Below are 3,463 nucleotides of genomic sequence, written 5' to 3'. Positions count from 1 at the left end.
CCCTTGGCCGCCTTGGTTTCCGCGGCAGCTCTTTCGGCTGCTTCTTTTGCCAGTCTGGAGGCCGCGACCGCGCGGTTCTTGGCCTCGACGGCCGCTTCGGTATCCCGCTTGGCCTGCTCCCCTGCCTGCGTGGCCTGATCGGCGAGCTGCTCGATGGTGGCGTGTTCCTGATCGCGGTCGCGGGCCACATACTGGCCTACTTGCAGGAACTCGACGATGTCTTCCGGGGTTCCCTGCAGCGCGGTCTTCCCCGCAGCCTTGACGTTCGGACCGCCCGAGTTGATCAGCTTGCCGGCCTCGACCCGGTCATCGATCTCCCGGGCCTTGTACTGCCCCCTCTTGAGGAACTCGTCGACATCCTCAGGGGTGCCTTGCAGCGCTGCCTTGCCGGCGTCCTTGACCCCGTTCCCGCCGGCGTTGATCACCTTGCCGGCTTCAACGCGCTGGTCCACCTCCAGCGGGGCCTTCCAGCCCTCCGCGAGAAAGGCCCGCACGTCCTGCGGATCCTGCGACTCCAGGGCCGTGATGCCCGCCTCACGCACACCGGGGCCACCAGCGTTGATCATGCGGCTGACATCGACCCGGTCATCGATCCGCTGGATGGCGTCCTTGCCTTTGAGGAAATCCTTGATGTTCTCGTCCGTGCCCAACAACGCCTTCTCGGCGGCTTCCTTGACCCCTGTCCCGCCACCCTGCCAAAGTTCGACCACGTACCCACGCTTGACCAAGGCCACGTGATTCGCGTCGGCGTACGCCGGGGAACTTCCCAACAGGCTCGCCGACAGCGCGATGGGCAGGGCGACGGAACAGATGCCCCGCTGCCCGAATAGCCGTCTTTGGCCTCCATGGCCCGTTCTGCGGCGTTGCGCTGCTTCTGCTGAGTGCGCTCTTAACTCCACCTTGTCAAATCCCCTGTCGTTTCGGGTGGTTGCGGCTATCGCTCGTACGTATCAGGTCGCACTCCAAGAAGGCGTGGAAGTGCCCTTGGAGCGCGAGCGGCGATGGCTTGTCCGCCGTGTGAGCTTTCCTGCAAACGGCCCGTAAATCAAGATCGTTGAGGTATGTTCGTATGTAACCTGCATATGATTCAATTGCGGGCATTCGGGGTGGCGATCCTGCGCCTGCCCCTTGCACCCAGGAAGGCGACATGCCGAGATTAAGAGCCCGCAGATCCCTGCTCGGTATCGGAGTTGCATCGACGATGCTGTGCGCCGGTGTGGCGACGTTGACGGTCGCCCAGGCCGCACCGCAAGCCGCACATGCCAGTACGGCCGCATCCGGTTCTGCCGAACTGCCATCGGCTGTAGAGGACTTCAGCTATCCCGATGCGGCGAGGATTCTCCAGGAGCAGGGCATCGCGTTGAAGCGCGGCGACGGTCACATCATGCTGACCGGCTGCGATTCGAAGTACGACGTGAAGGTGGAGTCCCGAAAGGGCGAGAACTTCTTCTGCTTCACCATCAGCAGCGCGCAGGGCTACCTGACCATGGAGCTGCCCGACGCCTACGCCATGTGGACCAAGGACCACCCGGTCAAGGCCACTCTCACCGCCGACGGGAAGACGACCGTCGTCAACGCTCCCAAGAACGAGTACACGAACATGGGAGAGACCGGCAACTCCGGTAAGCGCTCCGTACTCGTGGAGCTTCGCGCCGCAGGCTGACGAACATCCCGGCCAGTCCCGCGTTTCCTCGACGGGCCCCTCCGATTGTTTGTCTAAATCCAGTCGCATTATGGCTTGTTGGCGACTGAGGGGCCGGCGAATGACAATGATTCTTGTCAAGGGACTGGACGTATCCCTGGCCGCACCGCGGTAGGCGCCGCTTGTATCCGAATCGGGCCGTCGTCCGAGAACCTGCCGCCAAGCGACGAGCACTTCGGTACTTCAGCTTGCTCGTGCGGTTCTGTGCCACCGGACGACCACAGCGCCCGCCGCGTGCGGCCCGCTCCGACAGCTCCATTCAAAGGAAAAGATCATGCCTGTCAGACGTCCGCGCACCGCGCGCGTGACCGGGCTTCTCGCCTCCGCCCTCGCGGCGACCCTGGCGCTGACCGCCGCCCCGCTGCTGACCGCCGCCCCGGCCCAGGCCGTGGCCGGTGAGACGCCGGAGGACGGCTCCTACACGTTCACCGCCACCCTCGACATCGGAGGTGGACAGCGCGGCTGCTCGGCCACGCTGGTCGAGGAGCAGTGGCTGCTGACCGCCGCCAGCTGCTTCGCCGACGACGCCGCACACCCGGACCAGGTCAAGGCGGGCGCGCCGAAACTGCACACCACCGCCACCATCGGACGCACCGACCTGACCCAGCAGAAGCCCGGAACCCAGGTCGACGTCGTCGAACTCGTACCGCGTCAAGACCGCGACCTGGTGATGGCCAAGCTGGCGACGCCGGTCACCGGAGTCACCCCCGCCGTCGTCAGTGTCAACCGTCCCCTCCTGCCGGGCGAGAAGGTCGTCGTCGCGGGCTACGGACGGACCACGAGCGAGTGGGTACCCGACCGTCTGCACGTCGCCAAGACTTCTGTAAGCGAGGTCAAGGACACCACCGTCACTCTCGCCGGCACGGACGACCACGCGATCGTGTGTCAAGGAGACACTGGCGGCCCCGCCTTCCGTGAAGTCGGCGGCACCTACCAACTCATCGGCATCCACAGCACCTCCGGCCAGGCCGGATGCCTGGGCGTCGACAAGTCCGAGAAGCGCACCGCTGCCTCCGAAGCCCGTGTCGACGACATCGCCGAGTGGATCCAGGCCGTCTCCTCCCGCACCCTCCTGGACCGCGCCAACTGGCAGAACGCCGCCTATCTGGCCTCCGGCCACTTCACCAGCCCTGCCGGCGGCCAGCGCCGCATGGACCTGTTCGTCGTCTGGAAAGACGGCTCCGCCAGTCTCTACCAGGGCGCCGACCACACCGACCTCAAGCAGCCCTTCTCCGCGGAGCACAAGATTGCCAAGGCGGGCAGCTTCTGGACCCGGGCCCGGGCCGTCACCGGCGGCACCTTCGCACCCGACGGCATGGACGGCATCACGGTGCGCTGGTCCAACGGCAAACTCTCCACTTACAAGCACGTCGACCAGAACGGCGTCCGCGACGAGCAGGTCCTGCGTGAGCCCGGCGGGGACAACCCGTTCTGGAAGAACGCCCGCCTGATCACCACCGGCCGCTACACCGACAACCCCCTGCGCGACGACCTTCTCGTCCTGTGGGACAACGGATCCGTCTCCATGTACACGCACACCTCCGCCCAGGGCCTGAAGGGCTGGATCCAGCTCCACGACGCCGGCAAGGACGCCTGGACCGAAGCCGCCCAGCTCAGCGCCGGAGAGTTCACCGGGAAGAAGACCGACGACCTCGTCATCCGCTGGAAGGACGGCGACACCACCATCTTCCCCGGCGTCGACACCAACGGCTTCCACGGCCGCACCCGCATCCGGGACGTCGGCTCCCCCTGGAAGAACGC

Annotated in this window: 3 protein-coding genes; 2 read left to right on the top strand and 1 reads right to left on the bottom strand. The window is 65.9% G+C overall.

Annotation, left to right across the window (positions count from 1 at the left end):
• A partial coding sequence (locus ACFU99_RS37845; RefSeq protein ID WP_384401489.1) for an ALF repeat-containing protein occupies positions 1-734 on the bottom strand: 734 nt, incomplete at its 3' end.
• 482 nt (positions 735-1,216) lie between these two features.
• Between ACFU99_RS37845 and ACFU99_RS37840 the strand changes: the two genes are divergently transcribed.
• On the top strand, positions 1,217-1,663 hold the full coding sequence (locus ACFU99_RS37840) for a hypothetical protein (protein WP_384401487.1): 447 nt from the start codon (positions 1,217-1,219) through the stop codon (positions 1,661-1,663).
• Between the two features lie 313 nt (positions 1,664-1,976).
• Positions 1,977-3,463, top strand: a 1,487-nt coding sequence (locus ACFU99_RS37835; protein ID WP_384401485.1) for a S1 family peptidase, incomplete at its 3' end; no start/stop codon positions are given.

This window comes from Streptomyces sp. NPDC057654 (genome assembly GCF_042800135.1).
Lineage (GTDB): Bacteria > Actinomycetota > Actinomycetes > Streptomycetales > Streptomycetaceae > Streptomyces.
The sequence above is the reverse complement of the archived record's forward strand: the minus strand, read 5'-3'. Positions and strand labels throughout refer to the sequence as shown.